General features: G+C 61.2%; 22 protein-coding genes. 11 read left to right on the top strand and 11 right to left on the bottom strand.

The window, feature by feature from the left end:
* Nucleotides 1–40: 40 nt before the first annotated feature.
* Together lptG and lptF are read right to left on the bottom strand one after the other, a co-directional pair.
* Nucleotides 41–1,120, bottom strand: a complete 1,080-nt coding sequence (lptG, locus tag CLM72_RS05740) for an LPS export ABC transporter permease LptG (RefSeq protein ID WP_105225871.1) — start codon at nt 1,118–1,120, stop codon at nt 41–43.
* Nucleotides 1,113–2,231 (bottom strand): LPS export ABC transporter permease LptF, encoded by a 1,119-nt coding sequence (lptF, locus tag CLM72_RS05735; RefSeq protein ID WP_034128657.1) that lies wholly within the window; start codon nt 2,229–2,231, stop codon nt 1,113–1,115. The genes lptG and lptF overlap by 8 nt, the downstream gene beginning before the upstream one ends.
* A gap of 284 nt (nt 2,232–2,515) precedes the next feature.
* Between lptF and CLM72_RS05730 the strand changes: the two genes are divergently transcribed.
* The 5 genes from CLM72_RS05730 (at nt 2,516) to rlmF (ending at nt 9,181) form a co-directional block, all read left to right on the top strand.
* Nucleotides 2,516–4,006: a leucyl aminopeptidase gene (locus CLM72_RS05730; RefSeq protein WP_034128658.1), complete on the top strand. Its 1,491-nt coding sequence runs from the start codon at nt 2,516–2,518 to the stop codon at nt 4,004–4,006.
* A 51-nt stretch (nt 4,007–4,057) separates the two neighbouring features.
* A complete protein-coding gene (locus CLM72_RS05725) occupies nt 4,058–4,486 on the top strand; it encodes a DNA polymerase III subunit chi (RefSeq protein ID WP_105225870.1) in 429 nt (142 codons plus the stop codon).
* Nucleotides 4,487–4,493: 7 nt separating this feature from the next.
* Nucleotides 4,494–4,868 (top strand): DNA polymerase III subunit chi, encoded by a 375-nt coding sequence (locus CLM72_RS05720; protein WP_105225869.1) that lies wholly within the window; start codon nt 4,494–4,496, stop codon nt 4,866–4,868.
* Nucleotides 4,869–5,078: 210 nt separating this feature from the next.
* Nucleotides 5,079–7,925, top strand: coding sequence for a valine--tRNA ligase (locus CLM72_RS05715; RefSeq protein ID WP_054897749.1), 2,847 nt, complete (start codon nt 5,079–5,081; stop codon nt 7,923–7,925).
* 239 nt (nt 7,926–8,164) lie between these two features.
* The gene (gene rlmF / locus CLM72_RS05710) at nt 8,165–9,181 is read left to right on the top strand and encodes a 23S rRNA (adenine(1618)-N(6))-methyltransferase RlmF (protein WP_034128662.1); all 1,017 of its coding nucleotides are present in this window, start codon (nt 8,165–8,167) and stop codon (nt 9,179–9,181) included.
* A gap of 147 nt (nt 9,182–9,328) precedes the next feature.
* On the opposite strand, the gene CLM72_RS05705 is transcribed toward rlmF, so the two are convergent.
* Nucleotides 9,329–9,610 (bottom strand): HU family DNA-binding protein, encoded by a 282-nt coding sequence (locus tag CLM72_RS05705; RefSeq protein WP_003188840.1) that lies wholly within the window; start codon nt 9,608–9,610, stop codon nt 9,329–9,331.
* A gap of 396 nt (nt 9,611–10,006) precedes the next feature.
* Between CLM72_RS05705 and yejK the strand changes: the two genes are divergently transcribed.
* Nucleotides 10,007–11,011, top strand: coding sequence for a nucleoid-associated protein YejK (gene yejK, locus CLM72_RS05700; RefSeq protein WP_003171997.1), 1,005 nt, complete (start codon nt 10,007–10,009; stop codon nt 11,009–11,011).
* The gene (locus CLM72_RS05695; protein ID WP_105225868.1) at nt 11,011–11,361 is read left to right on the top strand and encodes a glutaredoxin family protein; all 351 of its coding nucleotides are present in this window, start codon (nt 11,011–11,013) and stop codon (nt 11,359–11,361) included. Before yejK ends, CLM72_RS05695 begins: the two co-directional genes overlap by 1 nt.
* A gap of 136 nt (nt 11,362–11,497) precedes the next feature.
* Here the strand turns inward: CLM72_RS05695 and CLM72_RS05690 are convergent, their stop codons facing one another.
* From CLM72_RS05690 to CLM72_RS05665, 6 genes are all read right to left on the bottom strand, one after another.
* The gene (locus CLM72_RS05690; RefSeq protein ID WP_105225867.1) at nt 11,498–13,738 is read right to left on the bottom strand and encodes a TonB-dependent receptor; all 2,241 of its coding nucleotides are present in this window, start codon (nt 13,736–13,738) and stop codon (nt 11,498–11,500) included.
* 155 nt (nt 13,739–13,893) lie between these two features.
* On the bottom strand, nt 13,894–14,871 hold the full coding sequence (locus tag CLM72_RS05685) for a FecR family protein (RefSeq protein WP_105225866.1): 978 nt from the start codon (nt 14,869–14,871) through the stop codon (nt 13,894–13,896).
* The gene (locus tag CLM72_RS05680) at nt 14,868–15,446 is read right to left on the bottom strand and encodes an RNA polymerase sigma factor (protein WP_105225865.1); all 579 of its coding nucleotides are present in this window, start codon (nt 15,444–15,446) and stop codon (nt 14,868–14,870) included. The genes CLM72_RS05685 and CLM72_RS05680 overlap by 4 nt, the downstream gene beginning before the upstream one ends.
* A gap of 7 nt (nt 15,447–15,453) precedes the next feature.
* A complete protein-coding gene (locus tag CLM72_RS05675) occupies nt 15,454–15,780 on the bottom strand; it encodes a DUF3325 domain-containing protein (RefSeq protein ID WP_105225864.1) in 327 nt (108 codons plus the stop codon).
* On the bottom strand, nt 15,780–17,354 hold the full coding sequence (locus CLM72_RS05670; RefSeq protein ID WP_105225863.1) for a PepSY domain-containing protein: 1,575 nt from the start codon (nt 17,352–17,354) through the stop codon (nt 15,780–15,782). Before CLM72_RS05670 ends, CLM72_RS05675 begins: the two co-directional genes overlap by 1 nt.
* Entirely contained in the window at nt 17,351–17,653 is a 303-nt protein-coding gene (locus CLM72_RS05665; RefSeq protein ID WP_105225862.1) for a DUF3649 domain-containing protein, read from the bottom strand. The genes CLM72_RS05670 and CLM72_RS05665 overlap by 4 nt, the downstream gene beginning before the upstream one ends.
* Before the next feature lie 171 nt (nt 17,654–17,824).
* On the opposite strand from CLM72_RS05665, the gene CLM72_RS05660 reads away from it, so the two are divergent.
* From CLM72_RS05660 to fecA, 3 genes are all read left to right on the top strand, one after another.
* Complete coding sequence (locus CLM72_RS05660; RefSeq protein WP_105229085.1) at nt 17,825–18,313, top strand: sigma-70 family RNA polymerase sigma factor; 489 nt, start codon at nt 17,825–17,827, stop codon at nt 18,311–18,313.
* Complete coding sequence (locus tag CLM72_RS05655) at nt 18,310–19,251, top strand: FecR domain-containing protein (RefSeq protein ID WP_105225861.1); 942 nt, start codon at nt 18,310–18,312, stop codon at nt 19,249–19,251. Before CLM72_RS05660 ends, CLM72_RS05655 begins: the two co-directional genes overlap by 4 nt.
* A gap of 91 nt (nt 19,252–19,342) precedes the next feature.
* Complete coding sequence (gene fecA / locus CLM72_RS05650; protein WP_105225860.1) at nt 19,343–21,679, top strand: TonB-dependent Fe(3+) dicitrate receptor FecA; 2,337 nt, start codon at nt 19,343–19,345, stop codon at nt 21,677–21,679.
* A gap of 91 nt (nt 21,680–21,770) precedes the next feature.
* Here the strand turns inward: fecA and CLM72_RS05645 are convergent, their stop codons facing one another.
* Nucleotides 21,771–22,643 carry a LysR family transcriptional regulator gene (locus CLM72_RS05645; RefSeq protein ID WP_054897742.1) on the bottom strand — a complete coding sequence of 291 codons (873 nt, stop codon included), beginning with the start codon at nt 22,641–22,643 and terminating at the stop codon, nt 21,771–21,773.
* 104 nt (nt 22,644–22,747) lie between these two features.
* On the opposite strand from CLM72_RS05645, the gene CLM72_RS05640 reads away from it, so the two are divergent.
* Nucleotides 22,748–24,259 (top strand): MFS transporter, encoded by a 1,512-nt coding sequence (locus CLM72_RS05640; RefSeq protein ID WP_105225859.1) that lies wholly within the window; start codon nt 22,748–22,750, stop codon nt 24,257–24,259.
* Between the two features lie 54 nt (nt 24,260–24,313).
* Here CLM72_RS05640 and CLM72_RS05635 read toward each other — a convergent pair whose 3' ends face one another.
* Complete coding sequence (locus CLM72_RS05635; RefSeq protein ID WP_003188815.1) at nt 24,314–24,724, bottom strand: HPF/RaiA family ribosome-associated protein; 411 nt, start codon at nt 24,722–24,724, stop codon at nt 24,314–24,316.
* Nucleotides 24,725–24,887: the final 163 nt, after the last annotated feature.

Below are 24,887 nucleotides of genomic sequence, written 5' to 3'. Positions count from 1 at the left end.
ACTCACGGGAGCGGGGCATTTTTTGTGCATAAGCGCGGCTTCAACCCGCCCGGCGCAGCAGCCAGAACCCGGCCACGGCGCAGATGGCCGTCGGCACCAGTACTGCAAACAGCGGCGAGAAACCGAATACCAGGCTTGATGGCCCGAGCAAATCCTGGGCGATGCGGAAGGTGAAGCCCACCAGCACACCGGTGAATACCCGCTGGCCCAGGGTCACGGAGCGCAACGGCCCGAAAATGAAGGAGATCGCCATCAACACCAAGGCCGCGGTAACCACCGGTTGCAAGACTTTCACCCAGAACGCCAGCCAGTAGCGGCCATTGTTCAAACCCTGCTCCTTGAGGTAGTGGATATAGCTCCACAAACCGGAGATCGGCAGGGCTTCCGGCACCATGACCACGGTGTTGAGCAATTCCGGCTTGAGGGCGATATCCCACTGCTCGGTCGGCACATTGACCACTTCGGTGCTGGACTGGGTGCCCTGGCCCACGTTACGGAAGTGCGTGGTGGTGACGTCGCTCAGTTGCCATTGCTCGCCACTGTACTGCGCGCGCTTGGCGAAGCTGGACGACAACATGTGCCGTTCTTTGTCGAAGGTGTAGCGGGTCACCCCGATCAACAGGCCACCCGGCTGCACGGCGTTGATGTGGATGAACTCGTCACCCTGGCGGTGCCACAGGCCGTGCTTGGCGCTTTGCGCATCGCCCGAACCCTGGGCCAGGGCGCGATTGGCCTGGGCGGTAGCTTCGGACGGTGGCGCAACGTATTCACCGATCAGCACGCTGCAGGCCATCAGCAGCAGCATCGGCTTCATCACCGCCCAGACGATACGGCCGATGGAAACCCCGGCGGCGCGCATGATGGTCAGCTCGCTGTTGCTGGCCAGGGTACCCAGGCCGATCAGACAGCCAATCAGCGCGGCCATTGGCATCATGTCGTAGAGGCGGCGCGGCGCGGTCAGTGCGACGTAGCTCAGCACGTCCGTGACTGTGTAAGTGTCAGTAACATTGCCCACTTCATCAATGAAGGCGAACAGCAAGGCCAGGCCGAGAATGATGCCCAGTACCGCCAGGATGGCGATCAGTACGCTAATGCCGATGTAGCGATCAAGCTTAGCCACGGGCCAACTCCTTCAGGCCACGACGGCTCTTCATTTTCAAACGGATAGGTTCCCAGTAGAGCAGCCCCAGGCCGATCATCAGGAAAACCCCGTGCACCCACCACAGGCCCAAGGCCGGTGGCAACTTGCCCTTCTCCAGGGAACCACGGGCAGAAATCAGGATGGTCAGGTAGGCCATGTACAGCAGGATCGCTGGCAGCAACTTGAGGAAACGCCCTTGGCGCGGGTTGACGCGCGACAGCGGCACCGCCATCAGGGTCACGATAAACACCAGCAGCGGCAGGGACAGGCGCCATTGCAACTCGGCGATGGAGCGCAACTCCGGGCTGCCGAACAGCGATGAGGTGGGCAGTGCGTCGCGGTCGGTGACCTCGTCACTGATCTCGGCCTTGGGCAGCATGACGCCATAGGTGTCGTACTTGATCGCCCGATAATCCGCCAGGCCAGGGCTGCCGTCGTAGCGGTAGCCGTTTTCCAGGATCAGGTAGCGATTGCCATCGGGGCGGATTTCCTGGCGACCGCTGTCGGCCACCAGGATCGAAATACCCCGATCCTTCTGGTTCTGACCGAGGTTCTTCTGGGAGATGAACACGCCGCCAAGGTTGGAGCGGTCGTCGGTCATGGTTTCGGTGTAGGTCACCCGCGAACCGTCGCTGAGCGACTGGAAGCGACCGGGCTCGAGGGTGTCGAACTCAGTCATCGCATCCTGCTTGTTCAGCAGCAGCTGGAACTGCATGGCCCCCTGGGGCGCCAGGCTCATGCTCAACCAGGCCACCACCAGGGCAACACCGGCGGCAGGCACCATGGTCATGGCCAGCAGGCGCTGCTGGCTCATGCCGGTGGCCGACAGCACGGTCATCTCGCTTTCCAGGTACAGCCGGCCATAGGCCAGCAATATGCCGAGAAACAGGCCAAGCGGCAGGATCAACTGGAGCATGCCGGGCATCCGGTAGCCCATGATCAGGAACAGTGAACCCGGGTCCAGAGCGCCAGCGGCGGCTTGGGCCAGGAACTTGACGAAACGACCACTCATGATGATGACCAGCAACACCGCACTCACGGCACTCAGGGTCAACAGGACTTCGCGGGACAGATAACGGAAGACAATCAAACCAGACACTCCAGGGTTGTCAGGCTAAGGCGGCCAAACAAGCAAGCATACCGAGTCGACCCGTTTACCACGGGCCGGCTAAAAAGATGGCGCATTATCCTGTGATTGACCGCGCCTGTCACGGAGCTTACTCATGCGCACGCACAAAGCGTGCGCCAAGGGTTGTCAGGCTCCGCTGGCGAGGTTCAAACTGCGGCCTTTGTCGCTGGCGGTTTACAACGCTGCCGAGCTTTAAAGCCGGAGTACAAGCTCCCGGCTCACAGACCTTGATAAGGGACCCGAAAATGGAATTGGTTGTAAAAAGCGTTAGCCCCGAAACGTTGAAAACCGCCACCCTCGTGGTCGCTGTCGGCGAAGGCCGCACACTCGGCGTCGCCGCCAAGCAACTGGACGAACTGAGCGGCGGCGCTATCAGCGCAGTGCTCAAGCGCGGCGACCTGGCCGGCAAGGTCGGTCAGAGCCTGTTGCTGCAGAGCCTGCCCAACCTTAAAGCCGAGCGCGTTTTGCTGGTGGGCGTGGGCAAGGATGCCGAACTGGGCGACCGTCCGTTTCGCAAGATCGTCAGCGGTATCCTCACCACCCTCAAGGGCCTGGGCGGCAGCGATGCGGTGCTGGCACTCGATGAAATCGTGGTCAAGGGCCGCGACAGCTACGGCAAGACCCGACTGCTGGCCGAGTCGCTGGTGGACGGCGGCTATATTTTCGACCAGTTCAAGAGCCAGAAAGCCGAACCCCGCGCCCTGAAGAAAATCACCCTGCTGACCATCAAGGCTGCCCAGGCTGAAGTCCAGCGCGCCGTCACCCACGCCCAGGCCATCGCCAACGGTATGTCGTTTACTCGCGACCTGGGCAACCTGCCGCCGAACATCTGCCACCCGACATTCCTGGGCGAACAGGCCAAGGCATTGGGCAAAGAGTTCAAGGGCCTGAAGGTTGAAGTGCTGGACGAGAAGAAGATCAAGGACCTGGGCATGGGCTCGTTCTATGCCGTGGGCCAGGGCAGCGACCAGCCGCCACGCCTGATCGTGATGCAATACAACGGCGGCAAGAAGTCCGAGAAGCCTTACGCCCTGGTAGGTAAGGGCATCACCTTCGATACCGGCGGCATCAGCCTCAAGCCCGGTGCGGGCATGGACGAGATGAAGTACGACATGGGCGGCGCCGCCAGCGTGTTCGGCACCCTGCGTGCCGTGCTGGAACTCAAGCTGCCGATCAACCTGGTGTGTATTTTGGCCTGTGCCGAGAACATGCCGAGCGGCGGCGCGGCTCGCCCAGGCGATATCGTCACCACCATGAGCGGCCAGACTGTGGAGATCCTCAACACCGACGCCGAAGGTCGCCTGGTGCTGTGCGACGCGCTGACCTACGCCGAGCGCTTCAAGCCGCAGGCGGTGATCGACATCGCTACCCTGACCGGCGCGTGCATCGTTGCCCTGGGCTCCCACACCTCGGGCCTGCTGGGCAATAACGACGAACTGATCGAGCAACTGCTCAGCGCCGGCAAGGCCGCCGACGACCGCGCCTGGCAACTGCCGCTGTTCGATGAATACCAGGAACAACTGGACAGCCCGTTCGCCGACATCGCCAACATTGGCGGCCCGAAAGCCGGCACCATCACAGCGGCCTGCTTCCTGTCGCGCTTTGCCAAGAACTTCAACTGGGCCCACCTGGACATCGCCGGCACGGCCTGGACCAGCGGCGGCAAGGACAAGGGCGCCACTGGCCGTCCGGTCCCCCTGCTGACCCAATACCTGCTGGATCGCGCCAAGGCCTGAAACTGAAGATGCCGGGGCGGCCATCCCGCCGCCCCGGTCTCAGGAACCGCAATGACCCAAGTCGACTTCTATATATTGCCCAGCGCCGATCCTCTCGCGCGCCTGGACTTTGCCTGCAAACTCACCGAAAAAGCCTGGCGCATGGGCCATCGCATCTACCTGCATTGCAGCGATGCCGCCCAACGCGATGAGCTGGATGCACGCCTGTGGCGCTTCAAGGGTGAAAGTTTCGTGCCCCACGGCCCCGCCGAATCCGAACCCGACAGCCTGGTAGTCCTGGGTTTGGGGGAAAGTTGCGGCGATCACCATGACTTGCTGGTCAACCTTGACCTGAAAGTACCGGCCTTTGCCAAGGCATTCGCCCGTGTGGCGGAAGTGGTGGTGGAAGACCCGGCTATTCGTCAGGCCGCGCGGGAGAGTTTCCGTTTCTACCGTGAACAGGGCTATCCTCTGCAAGATCACCGGCTACAACGACTTTGAGCACATGATGGACACTCCCAACCCGCTGAAAAAAGACGACCACCTGCTGGATGACCTGGAGTCGATCCGTCAGTTGCTGGGTGATGACAACCTGCAACCGCCGCTGCTGACCGAGACGGTCGAGGGTGAGGTTCAGATTCCGCTGTTGTTCGACATGGTCGGCGGCGAGCCTGCCGCGCCAGCACCTGCGATTGCAGAACCCGCTCCAGCCGCCGAAAAAGCCCCCGACGCCCTGCTGCTGCACCTGGACAACGAACTGCGCGCCGCTGCGCAATTGATCATGCAGGATGTGATCGATGACTTTGCGCCGCATATCGAGGCCGAGATCAAGCGTCGGATGGATGCGCGGATGGAGCGGTTGCTCAGCCAATACCAGAACTGAAAGTGCCCCCCATCCTTGTGGGAGCTGGCTTGCCTGCGATGGCAGCGCATCAGTCGCCGAAGATGCTGACTGAGACACCGCCATCGCAGGCAAGCCAGCTCCCACATTAATTCTGCATCGGTCTTAACCGTCTTCGCCTCGCCCTGGCCCCTATCCCCCGTTATACTTGCCGGCTTTCCTGAATAAATGCCAACTAGGGTCCCGCCGCGCATGGATAAGACCTACCAGCCCCACGCTATCGAAACTTCCTGGTACAACACCTGGGAGTCCGAGAACTATTTCGCCCCACAAGGTGCGGGCGACTCGTACACCATCATGATTCCGCCACCGAACGTCACTGGCAGCCTGCACATGGGCCATGGCTTCAACAATGCGATCATGGATGCGTTGATCCGCTTCCGCCGCATGCAGGGTCGCGACACCCTGTGGCAACCGGGCACCGACCACGCCGGTATCGCCACCCAGATGCTGGTGGAACGCCAACTGGAAGCCACCGGCCAGAACCGTCACGACCTGGGTCGCGAGAAATTCCTGGAGAAAGTCTGGGAATGGAAAGACCAGTCCGGCGGCAATATCAGCCGTCAGATCCGTCGCCTGGGTTCATCCGTAGACTGGAGCCGCGAGCGCTTCACCATGGACGACGGCCTGTCCGAAGCCGTAAAGGAAGCCTTCGTGCGCCTGCATGAAGACGGCCTGATCTACCGCGGCAAGCGCCTGGTCAACTGGGACACCAAGTTGCACACGGCCATTTCCGACCTTGAAGTGGAAAACCACGACGAAAAAGGCTTCCTGTGGAACCTCAAGTACCCGCTGGCCGACGGCGCCAAGACCGCTGAAGGCAATGATTACCTGATCGTCGCCACCACGCGTCCGGAAACCATGCTCGGCGATGCCGCCGTCGCCGTTAACCCGAACGACGAGCGCTACCAGGCGCTGATCGGCAAATTCGTCGAACTTCCACTGGTTGGCCGCCGTATCCCGATCATCGCGGATGACTACTGCGACCCTGAGTTCGGCACCGGCTGCGTGAAAATCACCCCGGCCCACGATTTCAACGACTACGAAGTCGGCAAGCGCCATAACCTGCCGCTGCTGAACATCTTCGACAAAAATGCCGCCGTATTGCCAGCCTGCCAGGTGTTCAACCTGGACGGCACGCTCAACGACAGCATCGACGGCAAGATCCCGGCCGAATACGCAGGCCTCGACCGTTTTGAAGCGCGCAAGCAGATCGTAGCTGCCTTCGACGCTGCCGGTTTGCTGGTCAGCGTTGACGACCACGGCCTGAAAGTGCCGAAGGGCGACCGCTCCGGCACCGTGATCGAGCCGTGGCTGACCGACCAGTGGTACGTGTCCACCAAGCCGCTGGCAGAACCTGCGATTGCCGCCGTGGAAGATGGCCGTATCCAGTTCGTGCCTAAACAGTACGAAAACATGTACTTCTCGTGGATGCGTGATATCCAGGACTGGTGCATCAGCCGTCAACTGTGGTGGGGCCACCGTATTCCGGCGTGGTACGACGAATCGGGCAAGGTCTATGTAGGCCGCGACGAAGCCGAAGTGCGTGCCAAGCACAACCTCGGCGCGGACATCGCGCTGCAACAGGACAACGACGTACTGGACACCTGGTTCAGTTCGGGCCTGTGGACCTTCTCGACCCTGGGCTGGCCGCAGCAGACCGAGTTCCTGAAGAAATTCCACTCCACCGACGTGCTGGTCACCGGCTTCGACATCATTTTCTTCTGGGTTGCCCGGATGATCATGCTCACCATGCACCTGGTGAAGAACGAAGACGGCACCCCGCAGGTACCGTTCAAGACCGTGTACGTACACGGCCTGGTACGCGACGGCCAGGGCCAGAAGATGTCCAAGTCCAAGGGCAACGTCCTGGACCCGCTGGACATCATCGACGGCATCGACCTGGAAACCCTGGTGCAGAAACGCACCTCGGGCCTGATGCAGCCGAAACTGGCGAAAAAGATCGAGAAGCAGACCCGCGACGAATTCGCCGACGGCATCGCCAGCTACGGCACCGACGCCCTGCGCTTCACCTTCTGCTCGCTGGCCTCCACCGGTCGCGACATCAAGTTCGACATGGGCCGCGTCGAAGGCTATCGCAACTTCTGCAACAAGATCTGGAACGCGGCGCGCTACGTGCTGGACAAAGGCGAAGACTGCGGCCAGAACGGCGAAGCCTATGAGCTGAGCCTGGCGGATCGCTGGATCATCTCGCAGTTGCAGCGCACCGAAGCCGAAGTGACCCGCCAGCTCGACCAGTTCCGTTTCGACCTGGCCGCACAGGCCCTGTACGAGTTCATCTGGAACCAGTATTGCGACTGGTACCTGGAACTGTCCAAGCCGGTACTGTGGGACGAAAACGCGCCGGTCGAACGCCAGCGCGGCACCCGTCGCACCCTGGTGCGCGTGCTGGAAGTGGCGTTGCGCCTGGCGCACCCGTTCATGCCGTTCATCACCGAAGAAATCTGGCAGCGCCTGGCGCCGCTGGCCGGTATCGAAGGCAAGACCATCATGCTGCAACCTTGGCCGGTGGCCAACGAAGCGCGCATCGATGAGGCCGCCGAAAGCGATATCGAATGGCTCAAGACCCTGATGCTCGGCACACGTAACATCCGCGCCGAGATGAACATCGGTCCGGGCAAGCCGCTGGCCGTGTTCGTCAAGAACGCCAGTGCCGAAGACCAGCGTCGCCTCAGCGAGAACGATGCGCTGCTCAAGAAACTGGCCAAGCTGGAGTCGATCACCGTATTGGCTGCCGATGCCGAAGCACCGTTGTCTGCCACCGCGTTGGTGGGCGATATGGAAGTGCTGGTGCCGATGGCCGGCCTGATCGACAAGGGCGCGGAACTGGCCCGCCTCGACAAGGAAATTGCGCGCCTGCAAGGCGAAGTGCAGCGAGTGGGCGGCAAGCTGTCCAACGCGGCGTTCGTTGACAAGGCGCCAGCTGAAGTGATCGAGAAAGAACGCGCCAAGTTGGCCGAGGCTGAACAGGCCTTGGGCAAGCTGGCGGAGCAACATGCGCGAATTTCCAGCCTGTAAGGGGAAACCGTGTAGAGAAAGAGGCCTTCGGGCCTCTTTTTTTTGTCCAGGAAAACCACACCATTTCCCAATTAAAACCCTATCCCTGTAGGAGCTGGCTTGCCTGCGAGACTGACGACTCGGTGTATCAGGCAGACCGAGGTGATGCTATCGCAGGCAAGCCAGCTCCCACATTTGACCGAGTTGTGTTCAGGAATGTGTGACAATGCCCACCACATTGAGCCAACACCAGAATCATCATGACCGCCCCCACTACGCCCAAACCACCGCGCAAGAAGCCTAAAACCGCCGCCACGGCCAAACCCGTCGCGCCGCGCAAAGAGGCCACACTGCACCCGCGCAACCGCCACACGGGCCGTTACGACTTCCCGGCGCTGATCAAGACCACGCCGGAACTGGCGCAGTTCGTGATCATCAACCCCTACGGCAAAGAGAGCATCGACTTCGCCAGCCCGGATGCGGTGCGGGTGTTCAACCGGGCACTGTTGAAGTCTTTCTACGGCATCCAGCATTGGGACATCCCTGCCGACTACCTGTGCCCACCGGTGCCGGGGCGTGCCGACTACGTGCACTTCCTCGCCGACCTGCTGGCCAGCGTCAACGACGGCAAGATCCCGCGGGGCTCGATCGTCAAGGTGCTGGACATCGGTATGGGCGCCAACTGCGTGTACCCGCTGATTGGCTATATGGAGTATCGCTGGAACTTCCTGGGCTCGGAGGTCGACCCGATCGCCGTGTCCGCCGCCAAGGCCATCGTGCAGTCCAACGACCTGAGCAAGGTCATCCAGCTGCGCCAGCAACCCAACCCCAAGCAGATCCTGTTGGGCCTGCTGGAGCCGGGTGAGCGCTTTGACCTTACGATGTGCAACCCGCCGTTCCATGCATCCATGGACGAAGCCACCAAAGGCAGCGAGCGTAAATGGCGCGCCTTGGGCAAGGCCGACCCGAAACGCAAGTTGCCGGTGCTTAACTTCGGTGGTCAATCGGCCGAACTGTGGTGTGAAGGTGGCGAAGCGCGATTTGTGACGCAACTGATCGCCGAGAGCGCGCATTTTGCCCATAAAGTGCTGTGGTTCAGCACCCTGGTGTCCAAAGCGTCCAACCTGCCGGCGATCGAAACCGCGCTGAAAAAAGCCGGCGTGCTGGAAAGCCAGGTGGTGGAGATGTCCCAGGGGCAGAAGCAGAGCCGCTTTGTGGCCTGGACATTCCAGACCAAGAACGAGCAGCAGATCTGGCGCCAGCGCTGGGTTCGATAAGAATCATTGTGGCGAGGGAGCTTGCTCCCGCTGCGCACTCCAGCGGGAGCAAGCTCCCTCGCCACAATAACCGCGCTCTACAATAAAATCGCAGGCAATAAAAAACCGTGCCCGGATCACTCCGAAGCACGGTTTTTTTGCTGCGTCTTACTTGTTAACAGCGTCGGTCAGGCCTTTAGCCACAACCAGCTTGATAACTTTCTTGGCAGCGATTTCGATGGCAGCGCCAGTCGAAGGGTTACGGCCAGTACGGGCAGGACGCTCGGTCACTTTCAGTTTGCCAACGCCTGGCAGAGTGATTTCGCCGCCATTTTCCAGCTGATCAGCAACAACTTGGCTCAGTTGGTCCAGCAGAGCACGCACGGTAGTTTTCGGTGCGTCTACTGCTTCAGCCAGGTCAGCGATCAGTTGGTCTTTAGTAATAGCCATTGTGGTGTTCCTTCCCTATCAAATTCATATGGATTGCAGAGTGCAGTGTCAGCCGTCGAGCCCGACCGTCATGGCCTGGCATCCCCGGCCATAACCACGGAGATCGGGGTTATAGATGCTTGAAACGGGGATTGGTTCGACCTGACAAATGCTGAATGCACGCTTAACGCCGAGACTTGGCGTAAGACGGGGCAAAACTAGCACAGAGACGGGGAAATATCCGCCTCAACATACCCATTTGGTCAGCTTTATCGCTCTAAACCGTGAAAAAAAGGCATATGGCCAGTGGGAGGGCGTGCAAAATGCCGTTCGGGGCACGTCTTGACCAATGGGTGCGGTACACTGGGCGACTTTTCGGGGAGGCCGACCGCTCCCCTTCAACCAGCCGAGAAGCCTATGCCGATCCGTCATTGCATCGTCCACCTGATCGACAAAAAACCCGACGGCACACCCGCAGTTCTTCACGCCCGCGACTCGGAGCTGTCCGAGTCCGCCGCCATCGAGAACATGCTTGCCGACCTCAACGAGAGCTACAACGCCAAACAAGGCAAGGCCTGGGGCTTCTTCCATGCCGAGTCCGGCGCGCACCCGTTCAGCGGTTGGTTGAAGGAATACTTTGACGGTGGCCAGGACTTCACCACCTTCAGCCGCACGGCGGTAGAGCACCTGCAAAAGCTGATGGAGGAATCCAACCTCTCCACCGGCGGCCATGTGCTGTTTGCCCATTACCAGCAAGGCATGACCGACTACCTGGCTATCGCCCTGCTGCACCACAGCGAAGGCGTGGCGGTGACCGACGAGCTGGACGTGACGCCCTCGCGCCACCTGGACCTGGGCCAGTTGCACCTGGCGGCGCGTATCAACGTCTCCGAGTGGCAGAACAACAAGCAGTCCAAGCAGTACATCTCCTTCATCAAAGGCAAGAACGGCAAGAAGGTCTCGGAGTACTTCCGCGACTTTATCGGCTGCCAGGAAGGTGTGGATGGCCCGGGCGAAACCCGCACCCTGCTCAAGGCGTTCAGCGATTTCGTTGAAAGCGAAGACCTGCCCGACGAGTCCGCCCGCGAAAAAACCAAGACCCTGGTGGACTACGCCAGCAGCCAGGCCAAGCTCGGCGAACCCATGGGCCTGGAAGAGCTCTCCGGGCTGATCGATGAAGATCGGCCAAAAGCCTTCTACGACCATATCCGCAACAAGGATTACGGCCTGTCGCCGGAGATTCCGGCCGACAAACGCACCCTCAACCAGTTCCGGCGTTTCACCGGGCGCGCCGAGGGCCTGTCCATCAGCTTTGAAGCGCACCTGCTGGGCGACAAGATCGAGTACGACGAAGCCGCCGGCACCTTGATCATCAAGGGCCTGCCGACCCAACTGACCGACCAGCTCAAGCGCCGTAACTGATGCTGGGCGGGGTGCTCAAGAAAGTCCTGCTGGTGTTGCTGGTGGTGGTTGCGATCCAGAACTGGGGCAAGGTGGAGCGGCTGTTCAACCCGTCCCAGGTGGCGCCCGAGCACGTACGTGCCTCTGCGCGGGTGGTGCTCTATGCCACCGAGTGGTGTGGGTACTGCAAGCAGATCCGGCGTTTTCTGGACCAGAAGGGTATCCCGTACCAAGCCGTCGATATCGAGAAGGATGCCCAGGCGCGCAAGGCGTATGAGGCACTGGGCGGTGGCGGGATTCCGTTTGTGGATGTAAACGGCACCTTGATTCGCGACTACGACCCCGAAGCAATCATGGCCGCATTGAAGTAACAGGCAATCAAATGTGGGAGCTGGCTTGCCTGCGATGGCGGTGTAACAGGTTCAATACCGGTGACTGACACACCGCTATCGCAGGCAAGCCAGCTCCCACACACGTCAGCTCTGCACATTGGGTTGTGTGGTGGCCTTAGAAGTTGGCTTCCAGAGACACCATCGCGGTGCGCTCTTCGCCGACGTTGTAATACGCCGTGCCCGCCCCCAGCCCGTTGACCGGCGCCGAGTTAAACGCCACGGTACGCGCCGAGCTCAAGTACTCCTTGTCGAACACGTTGAGCATCGAAAACCGCAGTGCCGCCGACTTGATGACCTTCTTATCCACCGGCAAATAAATACCCGCATTCAGGTCAAACACGGTACGGCCTTCGATCTTCTCCTTGTTGGTCAAATCGCCATAGAAGCTGCCGACATATTTGCCTGCAATGTTGCCGTAGAACCGCGAATCGTCATACCCGAACACCAGGTTGAACATGTTTTCCGGCACGTTGGCCAATTGCTTGCCCGAGGTTGGTAGCAGCACGTTCTTGCTGAGCAGGTCGTCCTTCTGCTCAGACTGGGTGTACGTATAGGACGCGTAGTAATTGAAGTTGTGCGGCAACAGGCCGCTCCATTCCAGCTCCAGGCCTTTGTTATCGACAGTGCCGACGTTGAGCACCATGTAGTCACCGCTGGCGTCGGTGGTAGAGACCTGGCGATCCTTGAAGCTGATGTAGAACAGGGTCGCACTCAAGGCCATATCGTCTTCGGTGTAGCGCCAGCCCAGTTCCTGGTTCCAGCTCAACTCGGACTTGAGGCTGACGGAGTCGCCCTTGTTGTACAGCACGTAGTTGGGCGGCGTGCGCATATTGCGGGTGACGTTGTAGAACGCCTGGTTGCTTTCATCGACCTGGTACTTGGCGCTGAAGTTGGGCAGGAACTGGTGGTAGCGGGTGTTACGCTTTTCCGGCGTGTCGTACAGGCTGCCGAGGTTGTTGCCGTCACGCTCGACATATTGGTAGGCCACGCCGCCAACAAAACTAAGGTCCGGTGTGGCTTGCCAGTTGTCCTGTACCCAGAGCTTCTGCGCGGGAGTGACGGTGTAGTAGTGGCGGCCCTGGACCGTAGCGCCGTTTTTGTCGACCACCTGGCCGCCGCTGCTGTAATCGCCCCACACATCGTCGGGGGCACCTTCGTTGTTAATGCCGATAAAGGGCTGGGTCTGGCGCTGGCGTGCGCGTTCGTACCAGTAGCCATAGTCCAGGCTGTGTTCTTCGTTGATGTCCCACTTCATTTTCGCCGTGAAGCCAGGGCGCCAGGTCTCGGTCCACGAAGGGCGGTAATAGTTGGCCGATTGCAGGTTACTCAGGTCGTAGTTGCCGGCCTTGTCGGACCTGGGCCCCAGGTTGGAAGCCGTCTGGCCGCTGAAGCTGCCACCGTTGGCCCAGTAGTAATACGGCGTGAGCGTCAGCGACAAATTGTCCTGCAGTTGCCAGCGCTGGGTCAGCGTGGCGTTGACGCTTTCGAATGGGTTGCGGTTGAGCTTGTAGGACGCCGACAGCAAACCAGCCTTGTACACCGGGCTTTGCGCGTAATCCTTACGCCGTCCTTCGGTGTCGAACTGCGCCTTGCTAAGGCTGTTGTAGTTGTAGTTTTCCTGCTTGTTGTACTTGATCGTGGCCAATGTGGAGTTGCCGTTATCCCCTTCGAACAGGCTGCTCCACTCGATTTTGTCGCTGCGCAGAGTGCCCTTGCCGCGCCATTTGTCACCTTCCAGGTGGGATGCCGACACCCAGGTTTTCAGGCCCCCCAAGTCACCGGTGTTCGCTCGCACGAAGGTCTTGCGCAGGGCGTTGGCACCGACGATCTGTTTGGCGAAAACTCCGGCGTCCTTGCTCGGCCGGATGGTGATCATGCCAATGTTGCCGCCGCTGGAGCCGATGTGCGGGCCGTCGGCCTCGGAGGAACCTTGGGTGGCGAACACTTCGGCCAGGTTTTCCGGGTCGCCTAACTGATTGGAGTACACACTGTAGTTGCCAGAATCGTTGATCGGCACGCCGTCCACCGAGACGCCGACCTGGTCGGAACTCATGCCCCGCATGGTAAAACTGGTGCCACTGGTGCCGCTGGCGTCATCGCTGGAAACATTGATGCCCGGCGTGTACTTGAGCTTGTCGATGGCGTTGGCGGTGGCCGACATTTCGTCCATGGCTTGCTTGGTCACCGTCGAGCGTGCCTTGGCACTTTCTTCGAGAATCATGTGGCCGCTGCCAAGGGTTTGCTTGCCGGCGATGTTCACCGAGCCTACATCCTGGGCATCATCGGCCAAAACCAGCGGCGCAAAGCCGCCCAGGCCCGATGCGAGGAGCAGGGCATAAAGAGTGTTGTGGTTCACGTGTAGATCCCTTACTGACATTGTTGTGTTGTATGGGGCAGATGCGAGCTTCCTGACCACTTGTTCAGGAACCCAGGGATGATCCATGGCACGTGTAACCGTTTGGTGACAGGTTTTGGCGATTGCGATGAAGGTTCGATGAAGGCGCTGCAGGCCTAGCGCAGCACAATCATGCGGCCCAACAGGCTGTGCTGTTCAAAACCCAGCACCGCTTGCAAGGCGTTCAAGACCGCTACAGGGTCCTGGCTCGGAAAGCTGCCGCTGACGCGTTTGGCGGCCATGTCCTCGTTAAGCAGAAGAATTCGACCGGGGTAATAACGCCTCAGATCCTCGACCACATCGGCCAGGGGGGCCTTGTAGTAGTTGAGCCAACCCTCGCGCCAGGCCAGGCGTGAGGCGCTGTCGACCCCATGCAAAGGGTCGGCAATACCATCGGCGTAGGCCACTTGCTGGCCTGCTGTCAGCACCTGTTGCTGGCCCTGTTTGGAGGGCGTCACGCCCACACGGCCGGACAGCACGGTGACCTCGGCGCCGTCAGGTTGCAGGCGCACTTCAAACTGCGTGCCCAGTACTCGCGTTTCACCGCCGCTCGCCTCCACCACGAAGGGTTGGCCGGTGTGGGTCACACTGAAAAAACCTGCACCACGGCGCAATTGGATGTGCCGTTCGCCCTGGCTGAAATCCACGGCGATCGCACTGTCGGCGTCGAGGGTGACCTTGGATTGATCGGCCAGGGTGAAGGTCTTCACCTCCCCCGGCGCCGTCACATAATCGGCGCCCCACTCATCGACCCAGCGTGACGGCTGCCAACCGGCGCCCATCGACACCATCAGCAGCAGGCAGGCAGCGACGGCCAAGGCACCAGACCAACGCGCTACCCGGGGGCGTTTGGAGGCGTTGATCGTGTTGAGGTAGCCCTGCAAGGCGAGCGCGTCCTCATCGGCCAGTTGCCGCGCCGGTACTTCGCTTAATTCCCAGAGCACCTGGGCTTGGGAGTATGCCTCGACGTGTGCGGGATCTGCGCGTAACCAGCGGCTGAACGTGGCCTGGTCGCCGCTGCTGGGCTGGTCATGCAGCAGACACAACCAATCGAGCGCGGCCTGTTCCTGGGCGGGCGTGGGCGTGACGTTCACGGGGCGTTCCCTGGCGTGCGTGGAGGCGATGGTTCGCGAAGGCTGGCCTTGCAGGCTTCGAGGGCGCGCATCATATGTTTTTCCACGGCGCTTTGGGACAGGCCCATGGCCTTGGCAATTTCGGCGTACTTGCGGCCGTGGATGCGGTTAAGCAGAAAAATCTGGCGAGTGCGTTCGGGCAAGCTGCGCAAGGCGGCTTCCACATGACGCAGATCATTGCCCGCCTCCAGCGCCGCCTGGGGTTCGCAGCCTTGGTGGTCGGATTGTTCCGGTAGCCAGCCTTCGCTGCTGCGCGCCCGTGCGCTTTCGCTGCGCAGGTGGTCGATGGCGATGTTGCCGGCGCAGCGCAGCAGGTAGGTGCTCAGCTCTTCGACCTGCACCAGCGGGCGACGCCAGAAGCGCAGGAACAGATCCTGCACCAGGTCGGCTGCCGTGGCGCGGCAACCCACACGGCGGCTGACCAACGCCTCCATTTGCGAGCGCTGGGACAAAAACACCTGCAGGAAATGCGCGCGTCCACCCGCTGCATCCGGGTGCGGAGTGTTCTGAGGAGATTGCGGTGGTTGGGTCCTCATGGCCGGCTCAAGAGAGGGCGAACGCCGCAACAGGGCTGGCCAAAAGAGCGAGCCCCGCGAGGCTCAAGGCCAGCCTCGGCCGATACGGCAACAGCAACACCAGTAGCAAGGCGCTGAGCATCAACACCGCGCACCACTCCACCAGGCCCTGACTCCAACCGGCGCCCAGCACCGACGGCCAGATCGACACGCCCAGCAGCAACCAACCGCCCACCCGCAACCCCAAGCGCCGAATGGGCGTGGGTTTGCTGTGCAGCAGTTCGCCGTGGTGACGGTCGGTGGACAAGCACAGTGCCATGAACCCGGCGTAGCACATCAATAGCGCCAGAAGCATCAGTTGGCCTGCTGCTTGAGTGTTAACCCGCGGGCACGCTCAGCCTTGGGTAGCGGCGCGCTGCGGTGGTGCATCTTCCAGGCTGCCCAGGCGAGGAACACGCCACTCGCCAGGCAGGTGAGGTCGAAGCCGGCCATGGCCCAGTCGCCACTTGGCACGGATACGCCCAAGTGGTGCGAGGTGGTGATGGCGTTAAGCAATGGAATGGCGGCAAACAATAGCGCACCGAGCCTCAGTTGCTCGACCCAGCCCTGGCGACCGCTCCGCAGCAAGGCGTGCAACAGGCTCAGGCCCCAGGCGATAAAGAACGCCTGCACTTCCCAGTCCGAACGCTCGGTGAAGCTCACCGGCAACAGGCGGTTGGCCCAGAAAAACGCTGCAATGGCGATCATCAATCCGGACATGCTGGCGATATTCAGCACCTCCACCAAACGCAGTTCAAAGGGCATCACCGAGGCCTTGGCGTGTTTGAGCTGGCGTTTACCCAGCCAGATCACCAAGCCTGTGCCGATCATCGCCGTGCCCGCCAGGCCGCAGATAAAGTACAGCCAGCGCAGCGCCGGACCGGCGAAATGGCCCATGTGCAAACCGTAGAAACTGCCACCAACGACCGCTGGCAACGATGGCTCGGCACTGGCCCGCAACAGCTCGCCAGTGGTGCCGCTAAACGACAACGTACTGCCCGACGCATGCACTACGCTGTCGGAGCCGGCGCGGAACACATTGACCGAGGCGTTGACATCGCCGGGGTTGTTGACCGCCACACGGCCCACATGCCCGCCGGCCCACTGTTCCCGCGCCTGCTGGTACATCGGCATCAACGGCAGCAGTTTGCCCGGCTGGCCGAGGGCCGGCGCATTGTCAGTAGCGGGGAACAGCTCACTGAAAAACGCCCGGCTGTCTTCACCGTAGGACGCCACGATGGGCGCAGGCATGACCATGCTCATGAAAATCACCAGGCTGCTGTAGGTGATCATCAGGTGAAATGGCAGCACCAGCACACCCACCGCGTTATGCCCGTCCAGCCAGGAGCGCTGGCCTTTGCGCGGTCGGAAGGTGAAGAAGTCCTTGAAGATTTTCTTGTGGGTGATGATGCCCGTGATCAGCGCGACGAACATCACCATGGCAGCGATGGTCGACAGCCAGCGGCCCCACGGGTAAGGCATTTGCAGTTGGAAGTGGAAGCGATAGAAGAACTCGCCGCCCTTGCTTTCCCGGGCCTGCACCGGCTGGCCGGTGACGGGGTCGAGGACTTTCTGGATGAAAGTACCGCGCTTGCCGGGCTCGACCTTGTCTTGCCACATCACCGACAAGCCGGGGTCGCGGCGGTTCGGCAAGGTAATGAACCAGCGTGCGGCGGTAGGCGCCTGCTGTTGCAGATAGTTTTGCGCGACGGCGAGACTGCGCCCATCGTCCAGGGGATGGGCCTGCACTTCGGGCTGCATCCAGTGGGTTATTTCATCTTTGAAATAGGCCAGGGTGCCGGTCAGGAAAATCGCGAACAGCAGCCAGCCGAAGATCAAGCCTGCCCAGGTGTGCAGCCAGGCCATGGCCTGGCGAAAGCCCTCTTTCATGTGCGAGCCATCCAAAAACCGATGCCGGCCAGGGTGGCCAAGAGTGCGCTCGGCACCATCACCCCTGCCCAGGCGCGCCACGCCGTGCGGCAGGCAAAACACCAGAGCACCGCCAGCAGGTAGAACACAAAGGAACTCATCATGCCGGTGACCACCGCATCGGCACGGGAGGTGGGCAGCCAGAGCGCCAGGCAAATGGCGGCCAGGGAAGCCATCAGGTAACCGCCAATCACCGCCGCCAGCACGCGCGAGGTGACGGCGAGGCGGTAGGACACGGGCGATGAGGTTTTGCTTTTCATGCGGCAGGCGCCTGGTTCATCAGCGCGCAATATTAATGATAAATATTCTCATAAGCAAAAGAGAACGGATGAATCACCTGCCTTGGCCGATTGCCGAACCTTGTCATGCGCCCTACAATGCGAACAATTCTTGTTCTCTAAAGCATGTCGAATGCTTGTGGAGTGATCGCGTTGCAGCCGTCCAACCCCGTCGAAGTGTTGTACAACGACCATCACCACTGGCTCACCGGCTGGTTGCGACGCAAGCTCGGCTGCCCGGAAAACGCCGCCGACCTGGTTCAGGACACCTTTATCCGCGTGCTCAGTGCCCGGGAAGCGCCAACGCTGATCGAGCCGCGCGCCTTCCTCACCACCGTGGCCAAGCGTGTGCTGTTCAACTTCTACCGCCGCCAGGACCTGGAGCGCGCCTACCTCGAGGCCTTGGCGCAGATGCCCGAACACGTGGCGCCGTCGGAAGAAGACCGCGCAATCATCCTGCAGACCCTGCTGGAACTGGACCAACTGCTCGACGGCTTGCCCAAGCAGGTCAAACGCGCCTTCCTGCTGGCCCAACTCGACGGCCTGACCTACGCGCAAATCGGCGCGCAACTGGGCATCTCCATCGCCACGGTCAAACGCCATCTGACCAAAGCGGCCATGCGCTGCTACTTCGCCCTATGAACGTCTCCAGCCAAGTCGCCGAACAAGCCGTGCACTGGTTGCTGGAAATGCAGCAAGGCGCGCTCAACCCACGGCAGCAGGCGGCCTGGCAGCAATGGTTGAATGCCCACAGCGAACACCAACGCGCGTGGGAGCAGATCCAGCGCGTCAACCAACGCCTGCGCGGCGTGCCCTCGCCCCTGGCCCACGCGGCGTTGAACGCGCCCACCTCCAGCAGCCGGCGTCAGGCGCTTAAATTGCTGTTGATTCTGGGTGCCGGTTCGGCCGCCGCCTGGAGCCTGCGCCAGCAACATATTCTGCCGCCGCTGACGGCTGACTATCGCAGCCCGGTGGGCCAGCGCCGCACAGTACAGCTGGCCGACGGCAGCCAGTTGCAGCTCAACACCGGCAGCGCGGTGGATGTGCATTTCGACGGCCAACAGCGCCTGGTGCGCCTGCTTGAAGGTGAAATCCTGCTCACCGCCCGGGCAGGCCAGACGCCGTTGCACGTGCTGACCGGCCAGGGCCTGCTCAGCAGCCAGGCAGCGCGCTTGACTGTGCGCCAGTTCAACGACCACACCCAACTGGCGGTACTGGCCGGCCAGGTCGAGGTGATGCCCAACCGCTACAACGGCCTGCCGCTGAGCGTCGACGCCGCGCACCAGGTCAATTTCACCCGCAAAGGCTGGGACACCCCGCGCCCTACCGACGCCAACAGCGGCGCCTGGGCCGACGGCATGCTGGTGGCCGCACACATGCGCCTGGAAGACTTCCTCAATGAATTGGGACGCTACCGTCGCGGCCAGCTCCATTGCGATCCACAAGTCGCCAACCTGCTGCTGTCCGGCAGTTACCCACTGGATGACAGCGAACGCATCCTCGACCTGCTGGAGATCAGCCTGCCGGTGAAAGTGCGGCGCTTTACCCGTTATTGGGTGACCGTGCAGGCACGGGTCTGAATTTATTTTACTTTTGTGTGAGCCGTTTTCCGCACCTGGCGTGACAGAGAAGGAAAGCCACCTTGATCCTTCCTTCTCAGGACCGCCCTTCATGCCCCAGCACCCGACGCTTCTCGCCCGTACACTGCGCCAACTCCTGCTCGGCGCCAGCCTCAGCCTGACCGCACTGCCGGCGGTGATGGCAGCCGACGCCAAGGCGTACCACATTGCACCGACCACCCTGGAAGCGGCTCTGAATCAATTCGGTCGTGAAGCCGGCGTACTGGTGTCCTTCGGCTCCGCAGTGACAGTCGGTATGCAAAGCCCGGGGCTGTCGGGCAATTACAGCGCTGCCGAGGGCTTGCAAAAACTGCTGGAAGGCACCGGCCTGCAAGCCCGCGCCGAGGGTGATAACGCCTACAGCCTGCAACCGGCCGGCGCCCCCGCCACCCTGGAGTTGCAGACATCCAACGTGGTCGGCGACTGGCTCGGTGACGCGGCGCAAACCAATGTGTTCGAGCACCCCGGCGCCCGTGATGTGATCCGCCGCGAAGAATTCGAACGCCAGGGCGCCACCCAGGCCCGCGATGTGCTCAACCGCATCCCTGGCGTCAACGCCCCGGACAACAACGGCACCGGTAGCCACGACATGGCGCTGAACTTCGGCATTCGCGGGCTCAACCCGCGCCTGGCGTCGCGCTCTACGGTGCTGATGGATGGCATCCCGGTGCCCTTCGCGCCTTACGGCCAGCCGCAACTCTCCTTCGCGCCGATCAGCATGGGCAATATGGACGCGGTGGATGTAGTACGTGGCGGCGGTGCGGTGCGCTATGGCCCGCAAAACGTGGGCGGCATTGTCAACTTCGTCACCCGTGCCATCCCGGATGCGCCGACGGTCAAGGGTGGCTTGCAGACCGAGACCAGCCCCTCCTCCAGCCACGACGGCTTCAAGACCACCGGCAACCTGCTGGCCGGCGGCACCGCCGACAATGGCTTGGGCGGCGCGCTGCTGTACTCCGGCACCCGCGGCGGTGACTGGCGCGAAAACAGCAACACGCGCATCGACGACCTGATCCTCAAGGGCAAATACCAGTTGGACGACGCCAACAGCTTCAACGCCATGGCGCAGTACTACGAAGGCCAGGCCGACATGCCGGGCGGTTTGAACGTCAAGGACTACAAGGCTGATCCGTACCAGTCCACCCGCCCCTACGACAAGTTCTGGGGCCGACGCACGATGTTCAACGTCGGCTATCGCTACGAGCAGGACCGCCGCGAATTCACGGTCAACAGTTTCTTCACCAAGACCCTGCGCAGCGGCTACCTGGACCAAGGCAGCTTCCTGTCGCTGTCCCCACGGGAATATTGGGTACGTGGCCTGGAAACGCGCTTCGCCCAGGGCTTCGACCTCGGCCCCACCAGCCATGAAGTGGGTGTGGGCTACCGCTACATCAATGAAGCCGGCCACGAGCTGCGCTACCGCACGCCGATTGCCGCCAACCAGCAAATCCCCACCACCAACAGCCGCAACGACCGCGACACGCGCGGCGGCACCGAAGCCAATGCGTTCTTCATCGACGACCGCATCGACATCGGCAAGTGGACCATCACCCCAGGCATTCGCTACGAGATGATCGAGTCCCAGCAGACCAACAACCTGAGCAACGTCAAATACAAGGGCGACTACAACACCGCACTGCCAGCGTTGAACGTGCTCTACCACCTCACCGACGACTGGAACCTTTATGCCAACACCGAAGGCTCGTTCGGCAGCGTGCAGTACAGCCAGATGCCCAACCGTGTGAACAGTGGCGAAGTGAAACCGGAAAAAGCCCGCACCTGGGAACTCGGCACGCGTTATGACAACGGCAACCTGCGCGCGGAAATCGGTGCGTTCCTGATCAATTTCGACAACCAGTACGACAGCAACCAGACCAACGACACCGTGATCGCACGCGGTGAAACGCGTCACCAGGGCATCGAGTCGAGCATCAACTACGCCCTCGACGGCCTGAGCCCGGCGCTGGCGGGGTTTGATGTCTACGCCACCTACGCCTATGTAGACGCGACCATCCGCGAAGACGGCCCCAACAAAGGCAACCGCGTGCCCTTCTCCTCCAAGCACAAAGGCACCCTCGGCGTGGGTTACACCGAAGGCCCTTGGAAGCTGAATGTGGACAGCAGCTACCAGAGTAGCCAGTTCGCCGACAACGCCAACACCCAGGCCGAAAGCGCCGATGGTGCCAATGGACGCATCCCCGGCTACATGCTGTTCAGCAGCCGCGCAGCCTATGACTTCGGCCCGCAGTTGTCGGATTTGAATGTGGCGGTGGGGGTGAAGAACATCTTCAACAAGCAGTACTACACCCGCTCGTTCGACGACAACAACAAGGGCAAGTATGTGGGTGAGCCGCGTACGGTGTATGTGCAGACTTCTATCGCGTTCTGACTGCAATCTGCAGACTGCAACACATCCCACTGTGGGAGGGGGCTTGCCCCCTCCCACAGTTGATTCTCGGTGTGTTTAGGATTGAATGGGGCTAACTACCCGCCAGGCAACTGGGGGTGGCCGCCACTAACGCGTCAATGGCACACCGCGTCTTGGCCGGCATATGCGCCGCCGTCGGCCAGATCACATGGATCGGCGCAGGTTGCTCACGGTAGCTGGGCAGCACGGCCTGCAACTGACCGCGCAGCGCATAGTGGGCAATCAACCAACTCGGCAACCAGGCCAGGCCTACGCCCGCGATGGCGGCATCGGCTACCGCCTGGAGGTCGTCCACGATCAACGGCGAAGCCAAGCGCGAGCGCTGCGCGGTGTTGCTGCGGTAGGCAATGCCACGATGAGCGGCCAGGTCTTCGATACTGCCAATAGCACCCTTGCGCTGCAAATACGCAGGCGACGCTGCCAGCCCCATGACCTGCTGACCCAGGCGCCGTGCACTCAGGCGGTCGGTGTCGGGCAACGGGCCGATGCGCACGGCCATATCGAAGCCCTCCTGCACCAAGTCGATCATGCGGTCGGAAAAACAAAGGTCGATTTCCAGTTCCGGATAACGATCCAGCAAGGCCCACAACGCTGGCGCGGCATAGTGATGCCCAAACGCCAGGGGCACGCTCACTCTCAAACGCCCACGAGGTTGCTGGCGGCCGCTTTCCAGCACGGACTCGGCGGCCTCCAGCTCTGCCAATGCGCGCAGGCAATGCTCGTAGTACGCCTGCCCGTCCTCGGTCAACCGCTGGCGCCGGGTGGAACGCTGTAACAGGCAAGTACCCAGGCGTGCCTCCAGGCGCGCCAGGCCCTTGCCTACCGCAGAACGCGTGAGGTTCAGGCGTTCGGCGGCTTCGGTGAGGTTGCCGCTTTCAACAATCTGCAGAAAGAGTTCGACACCATCAAAACGTGGGGTAGCCATGTTTAATTGTCGCCCTGTATTCCCTTATTCACGGAAAAATTATCTCCAATAAAGAACCTGATTCCCGAGAGAATAACCCCTCCCGCTTTCGAAAGGAATCTCGTATGCCCCGCGCCGCCGCACTCTCGGCCCTCACTCCCCCGCGCACCGCCAGGAACGGCCTGGCCCTCACCGCCGTCTGCCTGGTGGCCCTGATGTTCGGCCTGGAAATCTCCAGCGTGCCGGTCATCCTGCCGACGCTGGAACAGGAACTGGGCACGGGTTTTCAAGACGCCCAATGGATCATGAATGCCTACACCCTGGCCTGCACCAGCGTGCTGATGGCGGCGGGGACCTTGGCGGATCGCTTCGGTCGTCGGCGTGTGCTGGTGGTGTGTCTGTGGCTGTTCGCCCTGGCCTCGCTGGCCTGTGGCTTGGCCAACGATGCGCCGACACTGATCGCGGCGCGTTTCGTCCAGGGCATTGGCGCCGGGGCCATGATGATTTGCCAATTTGCGATCTTGTCCCATCAGTTCCGCGAACCGGCGGCGCGTGCGCGGGCCTTTGCGATATGGGGCGTGATCGCTGGCGTGGGCCTGGGTTTCGGACCGATGGTGGGAGCCATGATCCTGGCCGTGGCGGACTGGCGCTGGGTGTTCCTGGTGCATGTACCGCTGACCCTGTTCACCTTGGCGTTGTTGCACATCAGCGTGCAGGAATCCCGCGACCCGGCCAACCATCGCCTCGACATCGCCGGCATGCTGACCATGACACTCACGGTGTTCGCGCTGGTTTATTTCATCACCCAGGGCAGCGAAATCGGCTTTGGCGCCCCGGCGATGCTCGGCTGGGCTGGCCTGTCGGTCTTCGGGCTGCTGCTGTTTATCTTGATTGAGCGGCGCAGCGCCCATCCGATGTTCGACTTCTCGGTGTTCCGCATCCAACGTTTCAATGGCGCGTTGATGGGCTCAATCGGCATGAACTTCAGCTTCTGGCCGTTCATGATTTACCTGCCGTTGTACTTCCAGGCGGGCCTGGGTTACGACACGCTGACCACGGGCGCCGCCTTGCTCGCCTACACCTTGCCGACTTTGCTGGTACCGCCGCTGGCCGAACGCCTGGCCCTGCGCTTTGGCGCCGAACGCATCATTCCCCTGGGCCTGGGGGTAATGGGCGCAGGGTTCATGGGAATGGCCGCCGTTAATTACGCCGAACAACCCAGCACGGCGCTGGTGCTGTTCAGTTGCGTGATCGCCGGTATCGGACTGGCGTTGACCAATTCGCCGACCACCAACACCACCACCGGCGCCGTCTCGAATGACCGTGCAGGCATGGCCTCGGGCATTGACTTCAGCGCACGGCTGATCACCCTGGCGCTCAATATCGCGCTGATGGGCCTTGTGTTGTTGTTGGGGATCAGCCACAACCTGGCCCATGTGCTGCCTGACAGCACGGCACTAGAGTGGGCAAACCTCAGCCAGCATATTGCCGCCGGCAAGCTGGATGCGCCGGGGCTGACCGTTCAAGATGCGCAAACAGCACTGCGCAGCGGCGCCGGCTGGGCCATGCTGTTTGCGGGGTTGGGCGCCTGCGGGCTGGCGCTGCTGAGCCGGCATTTCTTCCGGCGCGAGCGCTGAACGAAAAACGGGCCTGCATATGCAGGCCCGTTTTCATTGGGGGAATGGAAAAAATCAGCCGTTAATGGCAGCGTTTTCGTTTTCCAGGAATTCCTCTTCCAAAGCGTCTTCGTTCACTTTGTTGATTGGCTGGTTTTTACCGGCAGCGCGCGGCTTGCCTTGCAGTTTGCCAAACAGATGTTCCAGTGCGTGGTCGAGCTTGACTGCGGCGCCATCGATCGCTTGCTCCAGCGTATCGGCTTTATGGCACACGGAAACTGGTTGATGGCCCTTTGGCCGTGCTTCCAGGCGGCAACTCAAATCGTGAGGGCCGGGCTTGTCGCCGTTCTCGTCTCGCAGGTAGACCTCTACACGGGTCAGGTCCTCTTCGTAGCGTTCGAGCGTGCTCTCAATGGTAGTACGTACCCACTCCTCCAGTCGGATGCTGCTTTCAATATGGTTATCGCTATTGACTTGGATTTGCATAGTTCTTCCCTTATTTCAGCTAGCTCGCCAGAGGTCACAAACTGCAACACCGGGGTGGTGAAACCATGACCTCTTGATTACACAATTGAGCACCTGCTGAAACATTTCAACCCCTTTGAAAAGATAAATCCCACATTACAAATTAACCCTGACGACGAGCAAA

Origin of the sequence: Pseudomonas sp. MYb193 (assembly GCF_002966775.1) — a bacterium.
GTDB lineage: Bacteria > Pseudomonadota > Gammaproteobacteria > Pseudomonadales > Pseudomonadaceae > Aquipseudomonas > Aquipseudomonas paracarnis.
This window is presented reverse-complemented; position numbering and strand designations above follow the sequence as displayed.

Coding starts and splice junctions, on each gene's coding strand:
- CLM72_RS05730 (WP_034128658.1), top strand. CDS start 2,516: ATGGAATTGGTTGTAAAAAGCGTTAGCCCCGAAACGTTGAAAACCGCC.
- CLM72_RS05725 (WP_105225870.1), top strand. CDS start 4,058: ATGACCCAAGTCGACTTCTATATATTGCCCAGCGCCGATCCTCTCGCG.
- CLM72_RS05720 (WP_105225869.1), top strand. CDS start 4,494: ATGGACACTCCCAACCCGCTGAAAAAAGACGACCACCTGCTGGATGAC.
- CLM72_RS05715 (WP_054897749.1), top strand. CDS start 5,079: ATGGATAAGACCTACCAGCCCCACGCTATCGAAACTTCCTGGTACAAC.
- rlmF (WP_034128662.1), top strand. CDS start 8,165: ATGACCGCCCCCACTACGCCCAAACCACCGCGCAAGAAGCCTAAAACC.
- CLM72_RS05705 (WP_003188840.1), bottom strand. CDS start 9,610: ATGGCTATTACTAAAGACCAACTGATCGCTGACCTGGCTGAAGCAGTA.
- yejK (WP_003171997.1), top strand. CDS start 10,007: ATGCCGATCCGTCATTGCATCGTCCACCTGATCGACAAAAAACCCGAC.
- CLM72_RS05695 (WP_105225868.1), top strand. CDS start 11,011: ATGCTGGGCGGGGTGCTCAAGAAAGTCCTGCTGGTGTTGCTGGTGGTG.
- CLM72_RS05680 (WP_105225865.1), bottom strand. CDS start 15,446: ATGAGGACCCAACCACCGCAATCTCCTCAGAACACTCCGCACCCGGAT.
- CLM72_RS05675 (WP_105225864.1), bottom strand. CDS start 15,780: ATGCTTCTGGCGCTATTGATGTGCTACGCCGGGTTCATGGCACTGTGC.
- CLM72_RS05670 (WP_105225863.1), bottom strand. CDS start 17,354: ATGAAAGAGGGCTTTCGCCAGGCCATGGCCTGGCTGCACACCTGGGCA.
- CLM72_RS05665 (WP_105225862.1), bottom strand. CDS start 17,653: ATGAAAAGCAAAACCTCATCGCCCGTGTCCTACCGCCTCGCCGTCACC.
- CLM72_RS05655 (WP_105225861.1), top strand. CDS start 18,310: ATGAACGTCTCCAGCCAAGTCGCCGAACAAGCCGTGCACTGGTTGCTG.
- fecA (WP_105225860.1), top strand. CDS start 19,343: ATGCCCCAGCACCCGACGCTTCTCGCCCGTACACTGCGCCAACTCCTG.
- CLM72_RS05645 (WP_054897742.1), bottom strand. CDS start 22,643: ATGGCTACCCCACGTTTTGATGGTGTCGAACTCTTTCTGCAGATTGTT.
- CLM72_RS05640 (WP_105225859.1), top strand. CDS start 22,748: ATGCCCCGCGCCGCCGCACTCTCGGCCCTCACTCCCCCGCGCACCGCC.
- CLM72_RS05635 (WP_003188815.1), bottom strand. CDS start 24,724: ATGCAAATCCAAGTCAATAGCGATAACCATATTGAAAGCAGCATCCGA.